The organism is Halomonas sp. AOP22-C1-8, from assembly GCF_052378905.1.
Taxonomy (GTDB): Bacteria; Pseudomonadota; Gammaproteobacteria; order Pseudomonadales; family Halomonadaceae; genus Vreelandella; species Vreelandella citrativorans.
Genome location: NZ_JBQSYD010000005.1, coordinates 52,636 through 73,156, shown reverse-complemented (window position 1 = coordinate 73,156; position 20,521 = coordinate 52,636). Strand labels below are relative to the sequence as shown.

Genomic DNA, 20,521 nt, shown 5'->3' with positions numbered 1-20,521 from the left:
TCACCCGAAAAATGGTCACCCGAAAACTGCTGTATGCAAGCGTAATAGCCTTGCTAAGCACAGTAACGTACAGTAGCCCTGCCTTAGCCGACTCCCAGGAAGAAATTGAAGCGCGTATTCGTGAGCTCAATAGTGAACTCTACCAGCTTCAACAACAACTAAATAACCAGACAGCACTTGGCGACACGCCTGCAAAAGTGACGGTAAAGCAACCACCCGAAGTCGCCGCTCGTGAAGATATCATCGAACGCCGGCTGCTTGAGCAAGAATCAACACGCAATCCCTTTTCTATCACCACACACCGCCTTAACTATTTGTTCCCTGTCAGCTATAACGCAAAACCGAATGCTGAGAATTTTCGGGAAATCACCACTGATTCAGACGCGGATCGCTACGAAATCAAGTTCCAATTAAGCGTTAAAGCCAACCTGGTAGAAAATGTTTTCGGCGATGCAGGGGATCTCTATTTTGGCTATACCCAGCGCAGCTGGTGGCAGGCTTACAATACCGATGCCTCCTCCCCGTTTAGAGAAACCAATTACGAACCCGAGCTGTTTATCGACTTCGATAACGCCTGGGATGCGCTTGGCTGGGTAAATACACGCAATCGCGTTGCATTTAATCACCAATCGAATGGCCGCTCAGACCCTCTCTCGCGCAGTTGGAACCGCGTCTACCTGGAAAGCACATTCCAACGTGGCGACTGGGCAGTGACGTTCGCTCCTTTTTGGCGCGTTCCTGAGTCTGCCAGTAATGATGATAATCCTGATATTGAACGTTATATGGGCTATGGCGATATCCATATTGCCAAGCGGCTCAATAACAATCATGAAATCAGCGCGTTATTTCGAGGCAACCCGGGCGCAGGTAACTACGGCACTCAAATTGACTACAGCTGGCCTACGTTTGGCAACCTGCGCGGGCACATCCAGTATTACTATGGCTATGGTGAAAGCATGATTGACTACGATGATCGTGTTAACCGTCTAAGCATTGGTTTTAGTTTAAATCCCTTGTTTAGTGCGACGGGTTTGAACCGCTAAAAAATGGCCTTGTCTATCATGTGTCGGCTGCTATGCTGATATAGATTAATTATTTCATTCATTCGTCAAAGGAAGACAAAATGGCTAAGCGTCAATTCGATACTGAGCACCGTGCTGACCAGTGGAAAGAAGATCTGCGCCACTTAAGCGACACCATAGAAGAACTGGTTAACGCAACGTCCAAGGATGCCAGCAGCGAAATGCACGACCTTCGCGCTCGTGCTGAAAGCCGTCTTAAAAATGCTCGTGAACGCCTGGAAGCTCGCGGCGAGCGAATTTATGATGAAACCCGTGAAACGCTTTCAAATCAAGTTGACTGCTGTGATCGTTATGTACGCGAAAACCCGTGGTCCAGCATCGGTATCGGCGCAGCCGTCGGCCTATTGGTAGGTATGCTGCTCGGACGCCGCTAATGTCTTTGGGGCCAACCCAACGCGTATTTTCTGCCGCCAAGCGCTTGGTAAGGTCACTGGTTGCTAACAGTGAAACCCGCCTGCGTTTGGCGGTTTTAGAGCTAGAAGAAGAGCGCGCTCGTTTAGTTACACTGTTTCTTTTGGTCGGTGCCAGCTTATTACTCTTATTGCTAGGTGTAATAACGCTCACCGCGCTAGTCGTGGTGGTTTTTTGGGACTCTTACAGGTTGCTGGCGATTGGTGTTAGCGCGGGTGTTCTGATAGCAGCCAGTTTATTGTTGGCGACTATTGCTATTCGTCAGGCCAAACGGCATACGTTTTTAAAAGAAACGCTTAAACAGTTATCAGCCGATCGTGCTCTGCTTGAGGTGAAAGGCGATGAAGCAAACCAACAAGAGCGTTAAGCCGCCCAACCGCTCTGAGCGTATAAGCCGTGCTGAGCGCAAAGCAGCATTACTTGCACAGCTTGAGCAGCAGCGCATTGATATTCTGGTATGCAGCGATTATCTACAGCGTTCGGCCTCCCCACTTGATCAAAAGTGGCGCAGCATCAAGTTACCGCTTTATGCCGCTGGCGGTCTGCTCGCCTACAAATTTGTACGCAGACCGGGCGGAGTAATGGCAGCCGGTAGAAAAGCGCTTGCAGGCTATATGCTATTTCGCAAACTGAAGCTGCTTTCTAACATTATTACCTAATGTCGGGCCGCATCACGCGGCCTAGCAAGCTTGCCCACAAGCAACCCCACTCGCCCACGCCCACTGAAAGTTATACCCCCCAAGCTCACCGGTTACATCCAGCACTTCTCCTATAAAGCGCAGTTGAGGTATATCTTTTACCTCAAATGTTTTCGATGAAATAGCATCTGTATTGACCCCGCCCATGGTTACCTCTGCCGTACGCCACCCTTCAGTGCCCGCTGGTTTAAGCTGCCATTGGTTAAGCCGATAGGCCCATTGATCTACTTCATCGTTACTGTATTGAGCAAGCGGCGCTGCTTGATTCGCGTCTGGGTACCACTCTAAAAGCGCTTGGGCAAAGCGTTTGGGAAAGCGCTCTCCCAACCAGGTGGATAGCTGACGTTTGGGTGTTGTTTGACGCGCCTCACGCAGTGACGCGGCGGCATCCTCGCCCGGCAATGTATCAATTTCTATGGATGAGCCGGGTTGCCATACGCTGGATATCTGTAGCATAGAGGGGCCCGACAAGCCCCGGTGCGTGAACAGCATCGGCTCAACAAACCGCCGCCCTGCACAGCTCACCGCGACAGGCAAGCTGAGTCCGGAAAGTGCAGCACTGCGCTCCTTCCAGAAATCACTCAGGGCAAAAGGCACTAGCCCAGGCCGAGTAGGTAACACGTCCAGGCCAAACTGGCGTGCAAGCTCATAACCAAACCCGGTGGCGCCCATCGTGGGAATCGATAAGCCGCCGCTCGCCACCACTACAATCCCAGCATCAATGCTCCCCATCGATGTCATCAGCCGCATGGCGTCGCCTTGCCTGGTAACTGTCTTGATCTGGGTATTTAGCGTTATTTCCACGCCCGCCCATTCGCACTCTGTCCATAGCACTCGCACAATTTCTTTAGCCGACGTTGCACAGAATAGCTGCCCAGGGGCTTTTTCCACGTACTCGACGCCATGCCGGTCAACCAGTTCTACAAAGTGTTCCGGCCGATAGCGCTTAAGCGCGGAAATACAAAAATGCGGATTTTCAGAGTAAAAATGCTGAGGTGTGGTGCCAAGGTTGGTAAAGTTGCAGCGGCCACCGCCTGACATCAGTATCTTTTTACCTGCCTTGTTGGCGTGGTCGAGTACCAGCACGCGTCGGCCTGCATAACCAGCCTGTGCAGCGCACATTAGGCCTGCGGCACCGGCGCCGATAACCACGACATCATAAACCATAGAGAATTGCTCTTGGGGGAGAAGACCCGCATTTTAACAGTTCAAGGCAAGGAGAAAATGTTTCTTCGCGTTTCATGACATCATATAAGAGTGCTAACCAGGATTACCTCCACGCCTGATACCGAGAAGCCTATGTCCGCGTATGCCCGACCGTATTTGCTTGTTTTGCTCACCGTTTTACTCTCAAGCCCCGCCCAAGGGCAAACCGCAGCACAGCCCGCACCTTCTGTGATTGGCAGCCGCGCAGAAATAATGACGTGGTCTGACCCACTGGAAGCCTTGGGCACCCTGCGTGCCGATGAGAGCGTTACGCTTTCTGCAACGGTCACCGATATTGTGGCCGAGATCAATTTTGAGGATGGTGACCAGGTTGAACAGGGGCAAGTACTGATTCACCTTGACGATGCCGAAGAGCAAGCCCAGCTGCGCTCAGCTCAGGCCATCAGTGACGAACGACGTAACACGCTTGGACGTACCACCCAGCTACAGGAGCGCAACCTGGCCGCTCGGGCGGACCTGGAAGACTTTCAAGCACAGCTTCGCCAAGCGCAGGCCAACACGCAGGTTATCGAAGCACGGCTTACCAACTACCAAATCAAAGCTCCTTTCAGCGGCCGCGTGGGGTTGCGTACCATTAGTACCGGCACACTGGTAACGCCCGGCATGGAATTGGTAACGCTCGATAAGCTGGATGTGATGAAACTTGATTTTAGCGTTCCTGAACGCTTTCTAAGCCGCCTTTCAATCGGGCTGCCGCTCAGTGCTACGACAGCCGCCTACCCCGACGATATATTTAGTGGCGATATTGCCAGTATCGGTACACGTATTGATCCTATCTCGCGAAGCGTTAACGTGCGAGCCGTGCTTGAAAACCCCGATATGCGCCTTCGGCCGGGTATGTTGATGGAAGTGGTCGTTCAACAGCGCGTACGCGATGCCATCGTGCTGCCCGAAGCGGCACTCGAACCCAGTGGCGACCAACACTATGTCATGGTGATTGACCAAAGTGGCCCTACCCCGCGCCTTGAAAGGCACAGCGTAGTGATAGGTGAGCGGCGCTACGGGCAGGTAGAAATTCTTGAAGGCGTTGAAGCAGGCGACCTGGTGGTGGTTCACGGCTTGCAACTGGCAAGAGACGGGCTGGAAGTGCGTTTACTGGGCATCGTGGACGATGAAACGAGTATTCGCGCCTTATTGGAGGCCGATCGCTAATGCGTCTATCGGACATTTCCGTACAGCGACCCGTGCTTGCCATGGTCATCGCCGCGCTGATCATTGCCTTTGGCTTACTGGCGCTTAATCGGCTTCCTCTGCAAGAGTATCCCACCGTGGATCCTCCCATCGTCAGTATTGATACCCGCTACCCGGGTGCGTCCGCCGATGTCGTCGAAACGCGCATTACTCAAGTGCTGGAAGACCGAATTGCAGGCGTCGAGGGCATTGAGTTAATTACCTCGCAAAGTGAGGATGGCCGGTCGCGCATCGAAATTGAGTTTGGTATTGAAATGGATATCAACGCGGCGGCAAATGATATTCGTGATCGAATTTCGGGCGCCTTGCGTAACCTGCCCGACGATGCCGATGCTCCGGAAGTCACCAAGGCCGATAGCAGCGAAGAGATCGTGGTATGGCTAAGCCTCTCGGGCGCCGACTACTCAATTACCGAGCTTACGGATTACGCCAACCGCTTTCTGGTTGACAGCCTGTCTGTGCAACCGGGCGTTGCCCGCGTTCGTATCGGCGGTGGCCGGGATTACGCCATGCGCGTATGGCTGGACCGCAATGCGCTTGCCGCTCGCGGCCTGACCGTCGGCGATATTGAAGATACCCTGCGCGCCGAAAACGTTGAGCTACCGGCAGGCTCCATCGAATCACAAGACCGCCAGTTTATCGTTCGCCTCCCGCGCAGCTTTGCAACCGCCGATGACTTTAAACGCCTGGCTCTAAATCAACATGATAATGGCTATCTAGTACGACTGGACGACGTTGCCCGGGTTGAGGTCGGCTCGGTAGAAGATCGCTCCGTATTTCGCGCCAATGGCATTCCCATGGTCGGGCTTGGCATCGTTATGCAGTCGACCGCTAATGTCATTGAGCTTTCAAGTGCAGTGCGGCATGAGTTGGAGCGCCTTCAAGAGACGCTCCCCGAGGGCATGACGCTTGGCCTAACCCATGATGCCTCGGTCTTTGTTTCCGGTGCCATTAAACAAGTCGTGATGACCCTGTTTATTGCCATGGGCCTGGTCGTCGTGGTGATCTTTTTATTCCTCGGTAACCTGCGGACCACGCTGGTGCCTGCCGTTACCGTTCCTATTGCGGTCATTGGGGCTTTTACCGCGCTTGCCGTGATGAACTTTTCAATCAACTTGCTCACTCTGCTGGCGCTGGTGTTGGCGATTGGTTTGATTGTTGATGATGCCATTGTGGTACTGGAAAATATCAATCGCCGCATGCACGACTATGGTGAAACGCCGCTGGTAGCCGCTTTTAGAGGAACACGCCAGATTGCGTTTGCGGTTATTGCCACCACGCTGGTGTTGGTCGCGGTATTTGTTCCGTTAAGCATGCTGCAGGGCGACATTGGTCGGCTCTTTTCCGAGTTTGCCCTCACGATGGCGGCAGCCGTTGTTTTCTCGACACTCCTGGCGCTTACCCTAACCCCCATGATGGCGTCCAAGATTCTTAAACCCGGCATGCACGACAGCGCCGTGGGTAAAGGTGTCCAGTGGCTACTGGGTGTTACTCAGCGACGTTACCAGCGTATCCTTGAGTGGCTGCTTGCACGCAGTTGGATAGTTGTCGGGGTATTTGCGCTGTTGATCGCCATGACGGCATGGCTAACCACCGAGCTACCCAATGAGTACACCCCACAAGAGGATCGTGGCAACTTTATCGTATTGGTGAATGGCCCTGAAGGCGCCACCTTCGATTACATGATGGACTACATGGATGAAATCGAAGCACGACTGGCTCCCCTGATAGAAACGGGTGAGCTTGAACGTGTGGTCGTGCGTGCGCCACGCGGCTTTGGCAATATCGAGAATTTTAACGGCGGTTTTGTCATCATCAATATGGCCGATTGGGGCAGCCGCCGCAGCGCATGGGAAGTAATGGATGACGTGCGAGCGCTGCTAAGGCCGCTGCCCGGCGTTCAGGCATTCCCCGTTATGCGTCAGGGCTTTGGTCAACGCACACAAAAGCCTGTGCAGTTTGTGATTGGCGGCGGTAATTACGCAGAACTCGCTCGCTGGCGCACCCTGCTGATGGACTACGTCCGGGAAGATAACCCACGCATTACGGCGCTTGAAAGCAACTATAACGAGACCCAGCCACAGCTCAGTGTCGAGATTAACTATGAGCGAGCAGCAGCGTTGGGCGTAACGATTACCGAAATAGGCCGTACGCTTGAAGTGCTGTTAGGCGGTCGCAACGTTACCCGCTACGTGGATGACGGCGAAGAGTACGACGTGATTATCGAAGGTGATCGCGATCGGCAGAACAGCCCCCGCGCCTTGGATAATATACAGGTACGCTCGGCACGCTCTGGTGAACTAATCCCTCTCGCAAGCCTCGTGACGCTTACCGACGTTGCTGGCGCCAGCACGTTAAACCGCTTTGACCGTATTCGAGCCATTACCATTGAGGCCAACCTGGCTGACGGCTACCCGCTTGGGGAGGCGCTTACATATCTACAAGCTACCGCCGACACGCTGTTGCCCGAAGAAGCACAAACCAACGTGGCAGGCCCTTCACGTGATTTTCAGCAGGCAAGTGGCGCGACCACCTTCCTGCTGATATTAGGCGCCATCGTGGTATTTCTAGTGCTAGCCGCACAGTTTGAAAGCCTTATCCATCCCTTGGTCATTATGTTGACCGTACCGCTCGCGATGAGCGGCGCCCTATTGGCGCTTTTGCTAAGTGGGCAGTCGCTTAACATTTATAGTCAGGTTGGCCTGGTACTATTGATTGGTCTGGCTGCTAAAAATGGTATTTTGATCGTCGAGTTTGCCAACCAGCTACGTGATGAGGGCAAAGCCTTTCGTACAGCGCTCATTCAAGCCTCCGTCACCCGGCTACGACCTATTTTGATGACCGCAATCACCACTATGGCCGGTGCCATACCACTGATTATTTCAAGCGGGCCAGGCGCTGAATCCCGCCTGGTGATTGGCACGGTGATAATGGCAGGCGTTGGTGCGGCGACACTGTTCACGCTATTTGTAGTACCCGTTGCGTACGACCTTCTGGCACGTCATACCGGCTCCCCCGGTGCGGTTAAACGGCGTCTGGAAGAGGAAATTTCCGACTCAGCCGGTTAGCGACGTGTTGCGGCTTTTCTTTCTAGAGGTAAAGAAAGGCTATCGGTCAAAAAAAGGGCGCCTCTTCAAAAGAGGCGCCCTTTTCAGGCATCAACGCAAGTGATTATTCACACTCACCTACACGCTGACCTTCAATAGCGGTATTCATGGTCAGCTCGCCCATTGGCGACTGAGTGAGAATATCAACGCTGCCGCTGATTTGCTCGCCCATAAAGCTCATATCGCCATCAATATTGGCTTCACCACCCTCTGCGCGACATACCATGCTGTAAGAGAGACCGTCAGCACTCATTTCCTGATTGAGAAGCTCGCAGCCATCTTCTTCTTCGATAAACCCAAACTCGGCGCCTTCAAGGTCATCCTGAGTAATACATTGACGCTCGGTTTCCGTTTGATCCGGAATATCCATGTCGCCACTGATGCTGGTCACGCTGACGAACTCCCACTCGCCTGGGGTAACATTCGGTGTTTCCGCCAAGGCGACCATCGGGAAGGCCAAAGTGGCCGCTACTACCATGTTTCGTAACATCATCGTTTCTCTCTTTAGCACGTTGAAAAACAGTCCATGGAAAACCGCGTATATCCTACCTGATTCATCACTGCCATGCCCGGCTTCGCGCAGACTGCTACACTGCCGCCAAGCTCCAAACTTTTAAAGGTAGCTGCTTATGCACGATGACGCCTTGGTAAACCACGATTTTAACTGCCCCTATTGCGATGCGCCTCTGACGTTTGTCATCGACACCTCTCAAGGCAGCCACGCCACGTGGGAAGATTGCCATCAATGCTGTGCGCCTATTCAGCTTGAAATCATCATCTCGCCCATGACCGGCGAACTTGAAGCCGTGTTAACCGGCCGAGACGATGACGTTTTCTAGCCAAACGCCTCCTTGTTGCTAATTTATTTGCCGCTTGGCTTCGCTACGACGCATCAGGTACCACGCCAAAAACGTCACCAGCGATACCGTCAAAATAATCAGCGTCGCCAGCGCATTAATTTTAGGCGATACGCCCATGCGAACAGATGAAAACACCACCATGGGCAGCGTATTGGCGCCAGGGCCTGACACGAAGCTTGCGATGACCAGGTCATCCAACGACAGCGTGAAGGCAAGCAGCCAGCCCGCCGCCAGCGCAGGGGCAATAATGGGTAGCGTGATAAAAAAGAATGTTTTAAGGGGTGGTGAACCTAAATCCATTGCCGCCTCTTCTATCGAGCTATCCAACTCGCGCAGCCGTGCCGCCACTACAATGGCAACGTAAGCGCTGCAAAAGGTGGTATGCGCAATCCAGATAGTGCCTACACCACGGTCGGCGGGCCAGCCTGTCAGCTGTGCCATTTGAACAAATAGCAGTAGCAACGACAGCCCGGTAATGACCTCGGGCATGACAAGGGGTGCCGTTACCATGCTGGAAAGCGCCGTTTTTCCACGGAAGCGTCCAAATCGCGTCATTACAAACGCCGCGACCGTTCCCAAACATACCGCCATGCTCGCGGCAAAAAACGCGATTTTTAGACTCGTCCATACTGCCGAGAGAATTTGTTGGTCCTGGAACAGCGCCCCGTACCACTGGGTTGAAAAGCCCGCCCACACGGTAACGAGCCTGGAAGAGTTGAAGGAGTACACCACCAACACCGCCATCGGCAGATAGAGGAACACCAGGCCGAGTATCAGCATCAAGGTTGAAAAATGCGGCCGCCGTCGTACTACGCTCATTCTTCAAGCCCCCGAGACTGGTAACGGTGAAACCAAACAATCGGTATTAACAGCAGCAGTAACATCACCATTGCCAGCGCCGAGGCAACGGGCCAATCGCGATTAAGGAAAAACTCCTCCCAAAGTACCTTACCAATCATCAGCGTATCCGGGCCGCCCAATAGCTCGGGAATAACAAACTCGCCCACGGCCGGGATAAATACCAACATTGACCCCGCAATAATTCCCCCCATCGAAAGGGGCAGCGTTACCTTGATAAAAGTATTGAGTTTACGTGACCCAAGGTCCGAAGCGGCCTCCAGTAGTGAATTATCCAGCCGGGTTAGATGGGCATAAAGCGGCAACACCATAAAGGGAAGATAGGCATAGACAATACCTATCACCACGGCAAACTGCGTGTTCATCATTCGTAAAGGCGTATCGATCAGACCCAACCCTATCAGTAGATTATTGATAAGGCCGCTGTTACTTAAAATCCCCATCCAGGCATACACGCGAATCAAAAACGAGGTCCAGGAGGGCAACATTACCAGCAACAACAACAGAAGCTGCCAGCGTGCTGGGGCACGGGCCATGGCGTATGCCATCGGGTAGCCGATCAACAAACAGGCCACGGTTGAGATAAACGCCGTTTTTACAGACCCCCAATAGGCAGCTGCATACAGCGAATCGGAGAGCAAAAACAGATAGTTGCCCACGTTTAGAAAGATATGCAGGGTCTGGTTGGTATACTCAAGCAGCGGCCCATAAGGAGGGATCGCCACAACCCCTTCCGACAAACTGATCTTCAGTACCAGGGCAAAGGGCAGCAAAAAAAACAGCAGTAGCCATACAAGCGGCAAGGCAATCACCGCCCGACGCCCTAACTGTAAGCGTTTGAACAGGGCAGTGAGTTGAGATGGCATCATCGCAAGCAATCTCCCAAGTAGCCAGAAAGGGCCATTAGCGGTTCAACACGATGGCACTGTGGTCTTCCCAGTAGACATACACACTGTCTTCCCAGGTTGGCCGGTCACCTCGCCGTTCGGTATTCGCCATGCTGACCTTAATCAACTGACCCGAGGCGGTGCGTACGTAGTAAAGCGAAAAACCACCCAGGTAGGCGATATCGTGAACTTTACCCTCTGCCCAGTTGTAATCAGACGAGGGTTTCTCACGCGTTAGCCAGATTTTTTCCGGACGCAGCGCGGCCCACACCCGCCGATCAACCGCTTGAGTGGTAATGCCGTGGTCGATATAAATGGGGCGCTCAAGCTCAGGCGATACGATTTGGCAGTGGTCAGCGGCATCTTCCACAATCTCGCCTTCAAACAGGTTCACCGTACCGACAAATTCCGCCACCATACGGCTGGCTGGGCTTTCGTATACATCGACCGGCGAGCCAACCTGCTCAATCCAGCCATCGGCCATAATGGCGACACGATCCGCCATGGTCATGGCCTCTTCCTGATCGTGGGTCACCATAATGCAGGTCACGCCTACCTGCTCAATAATCTCGACCACTTCCAACTGCATTTCAGTACGCAGCTTTTTATCCAGCGCGCCCATGGGCTCATCAAGCAGCAACAGTTTTGGCCGTTTGGCGAGGGAGCGCGCCAGCGCCACCCGTTGACGCTGGCCACCGGAAAGCTGATGCGGCTTACGCTTGGCAAAGCGTTCCATATGCACCAGTTTCAGCATTTGCGCCACGCGCGCATCTACTTCCGCCTTGGCAAGCTTGTCCTGCTTTAGCCCAAAGGCAATATTTTGCGCCACCGTCATGTGTGGAAATAGCGCATAGGATTGAAACATCATATTAATCGGGCGCTTGTAGGGCGGGATCGCAGTAATGTCTTGACCGCCCAGCAAAATATGCCCGTCCGTGGGAGTTTCAAACCCGGCGAGCATACGCAACAGCGTCGACTTCCCCGAACCCGACCCGCCTAAAAGCGCAAAAATCTCACCACGCTTCACCTGTAAATTTACATTATCTACCGCCAAGGCCTCGTCAAAGCGCTTACATAAGCCTTTAACTTCTAGCACGATGTCTTCTGCAAACCGCGGTGTCTTGCCTTGTGGGCGCTGTACCGCCAAGGGAGACGCTGCCGTTTCGTTCACTGAAGGTTCGTTTGCCGAGGGTTCGCTCGCCGAATTTCCGTCCGACAGGGGCGTAGTGACCATTCGCCACTCCCATCAAAAGACCCGGAAAACCGGGCATTAAAAGATGAACAGCGAGACAGGCAAAAGGCCTGGCTCACTGTCGGATGAGGTTAGCTTAACGGCCAGACTTTACACGGTTCCACACACGTGTACGGATACGTTGTACCGGCTGTGGCATGTCAAGCGCCACATACAGGTTTTGCATAACCTCGGCTTCGGGATAGATCGCCGGGTCATTCAGAATTTCTTCCGGAAGGTAAGCATCGGCCGCCGCATTGGGGTTGGCGTAGCTGACGTAATCGGTAATTTCTGCGGCAATTTCCGGGTCCAGGATAAAGTTAATAAAGGCATGGGCGTTTTCAGCATTGGGCGCGTCCGCCGGGACCGCCATAACATCAAACCACAAGGCGGCGCCTTCTTTAGGAATGCTATAGCCAATGTCAAAATCACGCCCTGCTTCCTCGGCACGCTCAGCAGCCTGGAATACATCGCCTGAATATCCGCCTGCCACACAAATATCGCCATTGGCCAAGTCGGATACGTAGCGTGAAGAGTGGAAATAGGTAATATCATCGCGCACGGCGCTAATCACTTCACCGGCGGCTTCAAAGTCTTCCGCGTTTTCGCTTAGCGGGTTCAGGCCCAAGTAAGCCATGGCCGCGGGCAGCATTTCCTCACCCGTATCCAGCATTGAAATACCGCAACCCGCCTTTTTTAACGCGGAGGTAATTTCAGGGTCAAATAGCATTGCCCAACTATCGACCGGCGCATCATCGCCCAGGATCTCTTTCACGCGCTCAACATTGTAGCCAATACCGTTAGTGCCCCACATGTAAGGCACTGAGTAGTCGCCATCAGGGTCAATCGCGTCTAAATTTTCCATCAACTCGGTATTGAGATTTTCCAGGTTTGGTAACTGCTCTTTATCAAGCGCTTGATAAACGCCCGCTTGGCGTTGACGCGTAAAAAAGTGCGTAGAAGGCACCACTACGTCATACCCCGAACGGCCTGCCAGCAAGGCAGCGTCAAGCGTCTCATTACTATCATAAACATCGTAGGTAACATCAATGCCGGTACGCTCGGTAAATTTTTCAAGCGTTTCCGGTGCTATATAATCTGACCAGTTATATACCCGTACCTCATCGGCATGGGCGACTGTCGCCGCTGCGGCTAAAGAAACGGCCGCAACGGCCCCGGAAAGTTTGTGAATGTTCCCCATTTCGTGCTCCTCATTATCCAAAAACAGTTATTCAGCAACGGTTATTCAAAAACAGCTCTTCAAAACAGTACCATCTAGATTAACGCCAGCCATCAGCCACTCGCCGTTAGCGTGGGCTTTTCTACTGAACGCGAATTTTGCGGCGCAGCGGTCTCTATCGCAAGTCAATGTGAAAGATTCTTGCATTATAGTGGGCCTGCCCCCACTTCAAGGTCTGCGGAGCGTAGATAGGCTGCTGCATAATAGTAAAAGACTATACGCTAAATGGTGTTTTTCAATTTTAGCTATCAGGAAAATACCCCTACTATAGTCCTCAACATTTTCACCTTCATTCACAAGACACGGAGATAATCTGGATGTCCTTGATCAACACTGAAGTAAAACCGTTTAAAGCTACCGCCTATCTAGATGGCGAATTTATTGATGTCACCGAAGCTGACCTGAAGGGAAAATGGTCCATCTTCTTCTTCTACCCGGCTGACTTTACGTTTGTTTGCCCAACGGAGCTTGGCGACCTGGCCGACAACTACGAAGCCTTCAAAAAGCTGGGCGTTGAAATTTACAGCGTTTCAACCGATACCCACTTCACCCATAAAGCATGGCACGATAGCTCCGAAACGATCGGCAAGCTTCAGTACCCAATGCTGGCTGACCCCACGCTGCAAATCTCGCGTAACTTTGAAGTCCTGATTGAAGAAGCAGGCCTTGCAGAACGCGGCACGTTTGTTATCGATCCCGACGGTAAAGTTCAGATCGTTGAAATCAACGCGGGCAACATCGGCCGTAATGCCGAAGAGCTACTGCGCAAAGTTAAAGCTGCCCAGTATGTTCGTGAAAACCCCAACGAAGTATGCCCGGCCAAATGGAAAGAAGGCGAAGAAACACTCGCGCCCTCTTTAGACCTCGTTGGCAAAATCTAAACGGCGAGTGCTGCCATCTTCGTTATCTTAATCGCTCTTGAAGCGCCGCTTACGATAACGGCTTAACCAGATGGCAGCCTAACACCCGGGCTTTTTTCACCCGGGTGTTCTCTTTACATCGCGCTATATGTTCTCCCTTTTATACCGACTTCGCTGTGATTTTCACTAGCGAGGGCTAAATGTGGCTAAGGGTTGAGAACACCTTTTACAGATTACGAGGAATTCACTGTCATGTTGGACGCTAATTTAAAAAATCAGTTGAAAGCTTACTTGGAAAAAGTGACTCAACCGTTCGAGATCGTTGCGTCCCTTGATGACGGTGACAAGTCACGTGAACTTCACGGCTTGTTGGAAGATATCAACGGGCTGAGTGACATGATCACCCTGAAAACGGATGGTCAGGATAGCCGCACACCCTCTTTTGCGATCAACCGCACAGGTGAAGAGACGGGTGTTGTATTTGCCGGTATCCCCATGGGCCACGAGTTTACATCGCTGGTTCTGGCACTGCTGCAAGTAGGCGGACACCCACCGAAAACCTCTGACGAGGTGCTTAATCAGATTAAAGCGCTCGAAGGCGACATGCTCTTTGAGACCTACTACTCGCTGTCCTGCCAGAACTGCCCCGATGTGGTTCAGGCGTTAAACCTGATGGCGATCTTTAACCCCAACGTCCGCCATGTGGCGATTGATGGGGCGCTCTTCCAGGACGAAGTTGAAGAGCGTGAAATTATGTCAGTGCCCAGTATTTATCTAAACGGTAAGCCGTTCGATCAGGGCCGCATGACCCTTGAGCAAATTCTGGCCAAAGTGGACACGGGCGCCGCCGACCGCGAAGCCAAAAAGCTAAGCACCAAAGCCGCATTCGATACGCTGGTGATCGGCGGTGGCCCCGCGGGTGCTGCGGCTGCCATTTATTCTGCACGCAAAGGCATTAGTACCGGTGTTGCGGCTGAGCGTTTTGGTGGCCAGGTATCGGATACCATGAGTATCGAAAACTTTATTTCGGTCACTCATACAGAAGGTCCCAAGCTTGTTAGCGCGCTTGAAGAGCACGTCAAGGATTACGACGTTGATGTAATGAACTTGCAAACGGCAACTGCCTTTAAAGCCGCTGAGGCCGAAGGTGGCTTGCACGAAGTGACCTTTGAGTCAGGTGCAAAACTCAAGAGCAAAACACTGGTTCTGGCGACCGGCGCCCGTTGGCGCGAAATGAATGTCCCCGGCGAGCAGCAATACCGCAACAAAGGCGTTGCTTACTGCCCGCACTGCGACGGCCCGCTATTTAAAGGCAAGCGCGTCGCGGTTATTGGCGGCGGCAACTCTGGCGTTGAAGCTGCCATTGACTTGGCGGGCATCGTTGCTCACGTCACCCTTTTCGAATTTATGGGTGAAATGCGTGCCGATGCGGTACTGCAGAAAAAACTTAAGAGCCTGCCCAACGTGGACATTATCTTAAATGCTCAAACCACCGAAGTAACCGGTGACGGCAGCCGCGTTAATGGCCTGACCTACAAAGACCGCAACACCGATGAGACTAAAAACATCGCGCTGGAAGGCATCTTTGTCCAGATTGGCCTGGTGCCAAATACCGAGTGGCTGAAAGACTCGCCCATCGAAATGACGCCGCGCGGGGAGATCATCGTCGACTCTCACGGCATGACCTCGGTACCCGGCGTATTTGCCGCGGGTGATGTTACCACGGTGCCTTACAAGCAGATTATTATTGCCATGGGCGAAGGCGCAAAAGCCTCACTTGGCGCGTTTGATTACCTGATCCGTAACTAATCGCCAAGCACCAACACCCAAAAGCGGGTAGTGGTTTTCCACTCCCCGCCTCCCCTATCCCTTTGACGTATAAGACCGTGACGTCATAACCGCTGCCCTACGTAATATTATTCGGCCAAGGCTTGCCGATACCGAAGGCTCTAAGAAAATCCGGCTCTCTCCCCTGGAGGCCGGATTTCTTTGTCTTTAACCCACCGGCCAGCAGCCACCAACCAGATAGTCTAGTCGCAGCAACTCATCAAAAAAAGGGATTCTGAGCAGGACAACGCTTGCAGATGAACCAACTAATGCCTCTTCTACGAAACATCGCTCTGTTTAGGTATCACACTGCACACAGTGCACGCCGGATCACGCGGTACGTTGAAGTGGCGCCACTGGCCTCGTAGGCCATCAAAGGTTGCAAGCCCTTGGTGGGTTTGCCCGGCGCCGCTTAGCAATTTGAACGCCTCAACAGCTTGAAAACATCCGATTAACCCCACCAACGGCGCCATCACACCACTTTCTGCGCAGCCAAGTGCTTCATCGCCCATATCGTCCGGTGGGTAAAGGCAAGCATAGCAGGGGCAGTTTGGGTCACGGGGGCTAAACACCGCAAGCTGACCAGAAAAGCGAATGGCAGCGCCTGACACCAACGGAACACCTACTTTTTGCGTGGCAGCATTGATGGCATAGCGGCTGGAAAAACGATCCGTACAATCCAGCACCACATCGGCAGCAGCAACGAGCTGCTCCAGGGCTTCACCCTCCGCATGAGTTTCAAGTGCTGTAATACGGCAATCCGGGTTTAGCGCCTGCATACTGGCCTTGGCAGAAGCCGCCTTGTTCTGCCCAATGCTTGCCTGCTGATGAGCAATTTGACGCTGAAGGTTAGACAACTCGACATGATCAGCATCTACAATCGTTATCTGCCCGACACCCGCAGCGGCCAGGTAAAGTGCCGCCGGCGAGCCCAACCCTCCCGCACCGATGATCAGAGCATGGGCACTACGCAAGCGCTCTTGCCCTTCAATATCCACTTCAGGCAGCATAATGTGACGGCTGTAGCGCAGCAGTGTCTGATCATCCATCATCGACTTATTTGTCCTCAAAGTGCTCAACGTCGGGTACATGCAGGCTAAAGCTTTCTTTCACCTCTTCCATAACCACGTAACTTTTAGACTCTTTGACGCCGGGGAGCGTAAGCACCACGTCTCCTAATAGCTGACGGTAGGCGGCCATTTCTGGAATGCGGCATTTCAAGATGTAATCAAACTGACCAGAGACCAGATGGCACTCCTGGATTTGCGGCAGCTTTTCAACGGCTCGACGAAATTCATCAAATACGGCTGGCGATTGAGTTTCCAGGCTAATTTCAACAAAGACCAGTAAATTGGCTTTGAGTGCCTGGGGGTCAAGAATCGCCTGGTAGCCACGAATAATGCCCGCGCGCTCCAGGCGCTTGACACGCTCCAAACAAGGAGTTGTGGATAAACCAACCTCTGATGCCAAATCAACATAGGAAATACGTGCATTTTCCTGCAGGCAGCGCAGAATTTTAAGGTCGATACGGTCTAGCGTTCTATTTTTAGGTTTCATAGCAGGATCCACTACAGATAAGCCAGACGAGCTAGTAGCGCCCAAGGGTAATACGCTCATGCCCACCGAGGTCGCAAACACTTTCAACGTTTTGATAACCCGCATCCACCAGCGCTGCGCGCACTGAGGCTGCCTGACGATAGCCATGCTCTAGCAACAGCCATCCTGAGGCTGTTAAGTAGCGCCGCGCCGTGGCCACTAAATGTATCAAATCGGCCAGCCCATCGCCCCCTGCCACCAGCGCACTCAGCGGCTCAAAGCGCACATCCCCTTGGTGCAAATGCGGATCGTCAGCGGCAATATACGGCGGATTACTCACAATAAGATCAAACCGCTCTACGGGTGTCGCATCCTGCTCAAAGGCAGCAAACCAATTGCTTTGCATGAACGCTACGTTATCGATCCCTAACGCGGCTGCGTTTCGCTGTGCCAAAGAAACCGCTTCTGAGCGAAGGTCGACACCAACCACCTGCCAACCAGGCTGCTCACTGGCAAAAGCCAGTGCAATGGCTCCGGTGCCCGTACCTAAATCCAGCAAGCGCCCGACGGGAGAGGCAACGTGGTTGAGCGCTGTTTCTACCAGCGTTTCGGTATCCGGCCGCGGTATTAGCGTCTCTTTTGAAGTGACCAACCGCAACCCCCAAAACTCTCGCTCACCGGTCAGGTAGGCCACTGGCTGCCCCTGAGCACGCGCCGCCACTAGTGCATCAAAGCGCGCATGCTCCCACCCGGGACAATCACGGTCGCCCCAGGTATATAGCCATGTGCGGTCCCGTTGAATTACGTGGGCAAGCAGGACGTCGGCATCCAAGCGCGGCGAGGCTGAGCCGGCGGCTTTTAAGCGCTCTGCTGCGGCCTGTAAAAGCGCATCAAACGTCATTACGTGTCCTGAAGCGCCGATAGCTGTTCGGCCTGATACTCGTGGATCAAGGGCTCAATGACCTCATCCAACTGCTCGCCGCTCACCACTTCATTGAGCTTATAAAGCGTCAGGTTGATACGATGATCGGTAATTCGCCCCTGAGGGAAGTTGTAGGTACGGATACGTTCGCTACGATCACCAGAGCCTACCAGCGAGCGACGGGCATCCGCCTGCTCCTGTCGTTGACTATCGACCGCATTACGCTTCAATTTCGCGGCAAGCAGCGACATCGCCTTGGCCCGGTTTTTATGCTGACTACGCTCTTCCTGGCACTCAACCACTACGCCTGTCGGTATGTGGGTAATACGAATCGCTGAGTCGGTGGTGTTAACGTGCTGGCCACCTGCTCCACTTGAACGGTAGGTATCGACGCGTAAATCCGATGAATTAATATCGATATCGCCAACATCATCAACTTCAGGCATCACCGCCACAGTACATGCCGACGTATGAATACGCCCTTGAGATTCAGTAGCAGGAACGCGTTGCACCCGGTGAGCACCCGACTCAAATTTCAAACGCGCATAGACGCTATCCCCCTTAACGCGGGAAATAATCTCTTTATAGCCGCCCTGCTCGCCATGGTTGGTACTCACTACTTCGACGCGCCAGCCACGTTTTTCCGCATAGCGTGAATACATACGAAACAGATCACCTGCAAAAATCGCGGCTTCATCACCACCGGTACCGGCACGTACTTCCAAAAACACGCCTCGGCCATCATCGGGGTCTTTAGGCACCAGCAAACGCTTTAGCTCAGTATCCAGTAGGTCTAGCTGCTCGCGCCCTTCACTGACTTCCATCTCGGCAAGCTCACGCATATCAGGATCATCGTCCCGACTAAGCTGCTGGGCTGCCTCAATATCGTTTTCAACGCTGCGATAGCGCTGCCAAGCCGCTACCAGCTCATCCAGCTCGGCGTACTCGCGTGAATAGTCGCGAAAGCGCTGCTGATTATTAATGACCTCAGGGTCAGACAGCAGCATCGCCAGCTCTTCAAAACGTTCGGTAAAGCTATCGAGGCGTTGGCGCAAGGTATCTTTCATGCGGGCGTATTATCCTTCTGGCGGTTAGCCGTGGGCGCGGGCTTTTCAAAAGCGGGTTTAACAGGCAATAGTAAGCGTGGCGCGGCCTCCAGCAAGTCATGCTGCTCTTGCGAGGCGGCATCGCGTATTGCTTGCGTGGGCTGGTGCATTAAGCGATTAGCCAGTTGATGAGCCAGGCGCTCAATCACTTTGGCTGGGTCTTCACCGCGCGCCAAGCGCTCCAACGCCTGATCACGCGATTGATCGCGCAGGGTTTCGGCGTGCTGACGGTAGTCGCGAATCAACTCACCACCGTTACGAATTCGTTTTTCATGCTGCCAACTACTGACACCGTGCTCAATCAGAGACTCGGCCTGGTCAGCAGCCACTTGGCGATAGCGACGATTCTCTTCGATCACCTCTTCCAGATCATCGACCGTATAAAGGAACACATCGGCAAGCTCGCCTACCTCGGGCTCAATATCCCGTGGCACGGCGATATCCACCATAAAGACCGGGCGGTGGCGACGCTTTTTGAGTGCGCTTTCAACCATCCCCTTGCCCAGAATTGGCAGAGGCGATGCGGTGGAAGAAATAACGATATCGGCTTCTTCCAGCGCGCCCGGAATTTCAGAAAGCGTAATTGCCTTACCACCCAGTCGCGAGGAGACAAGCTCAGCACGCTCCCGTGTGCGGTTAGCCACGGTTAATTGACGTACACCGGCTTCATGTAGATGACGCGCGACCAGCTCGATGGTTTCACCCGCACCAATTAGCAACGCCCGCGAGCGGCTAAAGTCATCAAAAATTCGGCTAGCCATACTCACCGCAGCATAGGCCACCGAAACCGGATTTTTGCCAATCCCGGTTTCGGTACGTACCTGCTTGGCGACTGCAAAGGTATGTTGAAAAAGACGCTCAAGCTCGCCGCCCAACCCCTGCATTTGGCGCGCCTGTTGATAGGCATCTTTCAATTGCCCAAGTATTTGCGGCTCACCCAATACCATGGAGTCCAGACCAACGGCCACACGCATTAAATGGCGCGCAGCGTCGTTGTCTAAATAGTGGTACGCGCAGCGGGTCAGCTCTTCAACACTCAAGTTATGAAAACGCCCTAGCCACTCAAGCACGGCTTGCTCGCCAGCAGCGTCCGTTACGCAATATAGCTCAGTGCGGTTGCAGGTGGAGAGCACCGCCGCTTCGCTAACATGTGACAGACCACGCAGTTGCTCCAGCGCGTGATCTAACTGCGCCGGAGTAAAGGCTACCTGCTCGCGTACGGCCACACTGGCAGTACGGTGATTGATTCCCAAGGCAAGAAGCGTCATGCGGTATGCGTCTTCGCTAGTGGTTCGGTCATCACGTTGCTATCGGTCTTGAAGTCTCAGTGGTTTACGTCTTACGCTGAATTAGCGCAAGCTTGGGCAATGGCTGATCATTACTCAATTGCGCTTATCTGCCAGCCTTTCAAGGCCGACTATTCTATCACAGCACACTAACATCTGGCGTACATCACTTTGCCGCAGCCAGCCAAGCCG

At 53.2% G+C, this 20,521-nt stretch carries 20 protein-coding genes; 9 read left to right on the top strand and 11 right to left on the bottom strand.

Annotated elements, in window-relative coordinates; genetic code table 11:
* The first annotated feature begins 11 nt into the window (after window positions 1-11).
* The 4 genes from ACT3TY_RS04315 to ACT3TY_RS04300 all read left to right on the top strand — a co-directional run bounded on the left by ACT3TY_RS04315 (window position 12) and on the right by ACT3TY_RS04300 (window position 2,152).
* Window positions 12-1,043, top strand: a complete 1,032-nt coding sequence (locus ACT3TY_RS04315; protein ID WP_444627485.1) for a phospholipase A — start codon at window positions 12-14, stop codon at window positions 1,041-1,043.
* An 80-nt stretch (window positions 1,044-1,123) separates the two neighbouring features.
* Window positions 1,124-1,456: a DUF883 family protein gene (locus tag ACT3TY_RS04310; protein WP_172117107.1), complete on the top strand. Its 333-nt coding sequence runs from the start codon at window positions 1,124-1,126 to the stop codon at window positions 1,454-1,456.
* On the top strand, window positions 1,456-1,860 hold the full coding sequence (locus tag ACT3TY_RS04305; RefSeq protein WP_444627446.1) for a phage holin family protein: 405 nt from the start codon (window positions 1,456-1,458) through the stop codon (window positions 1,858-1,860). Before ACT3TY_RS04310 ends, ACT3TY_RS04305 begins: the two co-directional genes overlap by 1 nt.
* Window positions 1,835-2,152 (top strand): YqjK family protein, encoded by a 318-nt coding sequence (locus ACT3TY_RS04300; protein ID WP_444627445.1) that lies wholly within the window; start codon window positions 1,835-1,837, stop codon window positions 2,150-2,152. The genes ACT3TY_RS04305 and ACT3TY_RS04300 overlap by 26 nt, the downstream gene beginning before the upstream one ends.
* A gap of 21 nt (window positions 2,153-2,173) precedes the next feature.
* Here the strand turns inward: ACT3TY_RS04300 and ACT3TY_RS04295 are convergent, their stop codons facing one another.
* Complete coding sequence (locus ACT3TY_RS04295) at window positions 2,174-3,358, bottom strand: NAD(P)/FAD-dependent oxidoreductase (protein ID WP_444627444.1); 1,185 nt, start codon at window positions 3,356-3,358, stop codon at window positions 2,174-2,176.
* Between the two features lie 132 nt (window positions 3,359-3,490).
* On the opposite strand from ACT3TY_RS04295, the gene ACT3TY_RS04290 reads away from it, so the two are divergent.
* Window positions 3,491-4,570 (top strand): efflux RND transporter periplasmic adaptor subunit, encoded by a 1,080-nt coding sequence (locus ACT3TY_RS04290; RefSeq protein WP_444627443.1) that lies wholly within the window; start codon window positions 3,491-3,493, stop codon window positions 4,568-4,570.
* The gene (locus ACT3TY_RS04285) at window positions 4,570-7,677 is read left to right on the top strand and encodes an efflux RND transporter permease subunit (protein WP_444627442.1); all 3,108 of its coding nucleotides are present in this window, start codon (window positions 4,570-4,572) and stop codon (window positions 7,675-7,677) included. The genes ACT3TY_RS04290 and ACT3TY_RS04285 overlap by 1 nt, the downstream gene beginning before the upstream one ends.
* 103 nt (window positions 7,678-7,780) lie before the next feature.
* Here the strand turns inward: ACT3TY_RS04285 and ACT3TY_RS04280 are convergent, their stop codons facing one another.
* The gene (locus ACT3TY_RS04280; RefSeq protein ID WP_172117113.1) at window positions 7,781-8,209 is read right to left on the bottom strand and encodes a DUF3617 domain-containing protein; all 429 of its coding nucleotides are present in this window, start codon (window positions 8,207-8,209) and stop codon (window positions 7,781-7,783) included.
* 136 nt (window positions 8,210-8,345) lie between these two features.
* Between ACT3TY_RS04280 and ACT3TY_RS04275 the strand changes: the two genes are divergently transcribed.
* Window positions 8,346-8,555 carry a CPXCG motif-containing cysteine-rich protein gene (locus tag ACT3TY_RS04275; protein WP_087106752.1) on the top strand — a complete coding sequence of 70 codons (210 nt, stop codon included), beginning with the start codon at window positions 8,346-8,348 and terminating at the stop codon, window positions 8,553-8,555.
* A gap of 18 nt (window positions 8,556-8,573) precedes the next feature.
* On the opposite strand, the gene ACT3TY_RS04270 is transcribed toward ACT3TY_RS04275, so the two are convergent.
* The 4 genes from ACT3TY_RS04270 to ACT3TY_RS04255 all read right to left on the bottom strand — a co-directional run bounded on the left by ACT3TY_RS04270 (window position 8,574) and on the right by ACT3TY_RS04255 (window position 12,753).
* The gene (locus tag ACT3TY_RS04270; protein WP_193054962.1) at window positions 8,574-9,395 is read right to left on the bottom strand and encodes an ABC transporter permease subunit; all 822 of its coding nucleotides are present in this window, start codon (window positions 9,393-9,395) and stop codon (window positions 8,574-8,576) included.
* Window positions 9,392-10,303 (bottom strand): ABC transporter permease subunit, encoded by a 912-nt coding sequence (locus ACT3TY_RS04265; protein ID WP_441679081.1) that lies wholly within the window; start codon window positions 10,301-10,303, stop codon window positions 9,392-9,394. Before ACT3TY_RS04265 ends, ACT3TY_RS04270 begins: the two co-directional genes overlap by 4 nt.
* 34 nt (window positions 10,304-10,337) lie before the next feature.
* On the bottom strand, window positions 10,338-11,555 hold the full coding sequence (gene potA, locus ACT3TY_RS04260; protein ID WP_444627441.1) for a polyamine ABC transporter ATP-binding protein: 1,218 nt from the start codon (window positions 11,553-11,555) through the stop codon (window positions 10,338-10,340).
* Window positions 11,556-11,649: 94 nt separating this feature from the next.
* Window positions 11,650-12,753, bottom strand: a complete 1,104-nt coding sequence (locus ACT3TY_RS04255; RefSeq protein ID WP_193054965.1) for a polyamine ABC transporter substrate-binding protein — start codon at window positions 12,751-12,753, stop codon at window positions 11,650-11,652.
* A gap of 356 nt (window positions 12,754-13,109) precedes the next feature.
* Between ACT3TY_RS04255 and ahpC the strand changes: the two genes are divergently transcribed.
* Complete coding sequence (gene ahpC / locus ACT3TY_RS04250; RefSeq protein WP_193054966.1) at window positions 13,110-13,673, top strand: alkyl hydroperoxide reductase subunit C; 564 nt, start codon at window positions 13,110-13,112, stop codon at window positions 13,671-13,673.
* 231 nt (window positions 13,674-13,904) lie between these two features.
* On the top strand, window positions 13,905-15,461 hold the full coding sequence (gene ahpF / locus ACT3TY_RS04245) for an alkyl hydroperoxide reductase subunit F (RefSeq protein ID WP_172117119.1): 1,557 nt from the start codon (window positions 13,905-13,907) through the stop codon (window positions 15,459-15,461).
* Between the two features lie 296 nt (window positions 15,462-15,757).
* On the opposite strand, the gene ACT3TY_RS04240 is transcribed toward ahpF, so the two are convergent.
* Genes ACT3TY_RS04240 through hemA form a run of 5 tightly spaced genes read right to left on the bottom strand, consistent with a single transcriptional unit; the run spans window position 15,758 to window position 20,311 of the window.
* Window positions 15,758-16,531, bottom strand: coding sequence for a HesA/MoeB/ThiF family protein (locus ACT3TY_RS04240; RefSeq protein WP_444622561.1), 774 nt, complete (start codon window positions 16,529-16,531; stop codon window positions 15,758-15,760).
* A gap of 4 nt (window positions 16,532-16,535) precedes the next feature.
* On the bottom strand, window positions 16,536-17,036 hold the full coding sequence (locus ACT3TY_RS04235; RefSeq protein ID WP_087106768.1) for an Lrp/AsnC ligand binding domain-containing protein: 501 nt from the start codon (window positions 17,034-17,036) through the stop codon (window positions 16,536-16,538).
* A 31-nt stretch (window positions 17,037-17,067) separates the two neighbouring features.
* Entirely contained in the window at window positions 17,068-17,916 is an 849-nt protein-coding gene (prmC, locus tag ACT3TY_RS04230) for a peptide chain release factor N(5)-glutamine methyltransferase (protein ID WP_444627440.1), read from the bottom strand.
* On the bottom strand, window positions 17,916-19,004 hold the full coding sequence (prfA, locus tag ACT3TY_RS04225; RefSeq protein ID WP_172117122.1) for a peptide chain release factor 1: 1,089 nt from the start codon (window positions 19,002-19,004) through the stop codon (window positions 17,916-17,918). Before prfA ends, prmC begins: the two co-directional genes overlap by 1 nt.
* Window positions 19,001-20,311 carry a glutamyl-tRNA reductase gene (hemA, locus tag ACT3TY_RS04220; protein ID WP_444627438.1) on the bottom strand — a complete coding sequence of 437 codons (1,311 nt, stop codon included), beginning with the start codon at window positions 20,309-20,311 and terminating at the stop codon, window positions 19,001-19,003. The genes prfA and hemA overlap by 4 nt, the downstream gene beginning before the upstream one ends.
* Window positions 20,312-20,521 lie beyond the last annotated feature (210 nt).

Excerpts from the sequence above, each read along its gene's own strand:
- ACT3TY_RS04315 (WP_444627485.1), top strand. The coding sequence starts at position 12 with ATGGTCACCCGAAAACTGCTGTATGCAAGCGTAATAGCCTTGCTAAGC.
- ACT3TY_RS04310 (WP_172117107.1), top strand. The coding sequence starts at position 1,124 with ATGGCTAAGCGTCAATTCGATACTGAGCACCGTGCTGACCAGTGGAAA.
- ACT3TY_RS04305 (WP_444627446.1), top strand. The coding sequence starts at position 1,456 with ATGTCTTTGGGGCCAACCCAACGCGTATTTTCTGCCGCCAAGCGCTTG.
- ACT3TY_RS04300 (WP_444627445.1), top strand. The coding sequence starts at position 1,835 with ATGAAGCAAACCAACAAGAGCGTTAAGCCGCCCAACCGCTCTGAGCGT.
- ACT3TY_RS04295 (WP_444627444.1), bottom strand. The coding sequence starts at position 3,358 with ATGGTTTATGATGTCGTGGTTATCGGCGCCGGTGCCGCAGGCCTAATG.
- ACT3TY_RS04290 (WP_444627443.1), top strand. The coding sequence starts at position 3,491 with ATGTCCGCGTATGCCCGACCGTATTTGCTTGTTTTGCTCACCGTTTTA.
- ACT3TY_RS04285 (WP_444627442.1), top strand. The coding sequence starts at position 4,570 with ATGCGTCTATCGGACATTTCCGTACAGCGACCCGTGCTTGCCATGGTC.
- ACT3TY_RS04280 (WP_172117113.1), bottom strand. The coding sequence starts at position 8,209 with ATGATGTTACGAAACATGGTAGTAGCGGCCACTTTGGCCTTCCCGATG.
- ACT3TY_RS04275 (WP_087106752.1), top strand. The coding sequence starts at position 8,346 with ATGCACGATGACGCCTTGGTAAACCACGATTTTAACTGCCCCTATTGC.
- ACT3TY_RS04270 (WP_193054962.1), bottom strand. The coding sequence starts at position 9,395 with ATGAGCGTAGTACGACGGCGGCCGCATTTTTCAACCTTGATGCTGATA.
- ACT3TY_RS04265 (WP_441679081.1), bottom strand. The coding sequence starts at position 10,303 with ATGATGCCATCTCAACTCACTGCCCTGTTCAAACGCTTACAGTTAGGG.
- potA (WP_444627441.1), bottom strand. The coding sequence starts at position 11,555 with ATGGTCACTACGCCCCTGTCGGACGGAAATTCGGCGAGCGAACCCTCG.
- ACT3TY_RS04255 (WP_193054965.1), bottom strand. The coding sequence starts at position 12,753 with ATGGGGAACATTCACAAACTTTCCGGGGCCGTTGCGGCCGTTTCTTTA.
- ahpC (WP_193054966.1), top strand. The coding sequence starts at position 13,110 with ATGTCCTTGATCAACACTGAAGTAAAACCGTTTAAAGCTACCGCCTAT.
- ahpF (WP_172117119.1), top strand. The coding sequence starts at position 13,905 with ATGTTGGACGCTAATTTAAAAAATCAGTTGAAAGCTTACTTGGAAAAA.
- ACT3TY_RS04240 (WP_444622561.1), bottom strand. The coding sequence starts at position 16,531 with ATGATGGATGATCAGACACTGCTGCGCTACAGCCGTCACATTATGCTG.
- ACT3TY_RS04235 (WP_087106768.1), bottom strand. The coding sequence starts at position 17,036 with ATGAAACCTAAAAATAGAACGCTAGACCGTATCGACCTTAAAATTCTG.
- prmC (WP_444627440.1), bottom strand. The coding sequence starts at position 17,916 with ATGACGTTTGATGCGCTTTTACAGGCCGCAGCAGAGCGCTTAAAAGCC.
- prfA (WP_172117122.1), bottom strand. The coding sequence starts at position 19,004 with ATGAAAGATACCTTGCGCCAACGCCTCGATAGCTTTACCGAACGTTTT.
- hemA (WP_444627438.1), bottom strand. The coding sequence starts at position 20,311 with ATGACGCTTCTTGCCTTGGGAATCAATCACCGTACTGCCAGTGTGGCC.